This is a genomic window from Vibrio sp. YT-19(2023) (genome assembly GCF_033337395.1).
This window is the reverse complement of the sequence record NZ_JAWOQN010001102.1, coordinates 1-526: the sequence shown is the minus strand read 5'-3', so window position 1 is coordinate 526 and position 526 is coordinate 1. Positions and strand designations below refer to the sequence as shown.

Sequence of the window (526 nt, the reverse complement as noted above, 5' to 3'; positions counted from 1 at the left end):
TGGCGTTGGTTCGATTGTCCTCTACTATCAAGGCCTTCAAACCATTGCAATTGAGCTTGTGCCTATGTCCTGATTCCACTTTCCCCGGTTCGCAAGGAGAGATCTCAACTTCAACCGTGAATGTGGTGCCGATATTTTCTTGGCTTTGCACAGTCACATGACCGCCCATGTGCTCGGCGATCTCTTTAACAATTGCAAGGCCAAGGCCAGTCCCGCCGAAGCGCCTTGTGGTTGATGATTCTGCTTGCTCAAATGGGCGAAATATACGTTTTTGCGCCTCTTTAGATATCCCTATTCCCGTGTCTTTTATCGCGATAACCAACACAGTTTTGTCATAGTGAGTTTGCTCACTCAGCGTCACTTCAACAATGCCTCTATCAGTAAACTTAACGGCGTTATTGAGTAAATTAAACAACACTTGACGAAGGCGCGCTTTGTCGTTGTCATACCAGCGCCCAACTGGGACTAACGACGTCACCTTAAACTGCAATCCTTTCTCTGAACACAAGGTATGATAAACGCTTTT

1 protein-coding gene is annotated in these 526 nt (G+C 46.4%); it reads right to left on the bottom strand.

Going from position 1 to position 526, the window contains the following annotated elements:
• The coding region (locus R7E78_RS30270; protein WP_318059162.1) for an ATP-binding protein at positions 1-526 on the bottom strand (526 nt) is incomplete at both ends.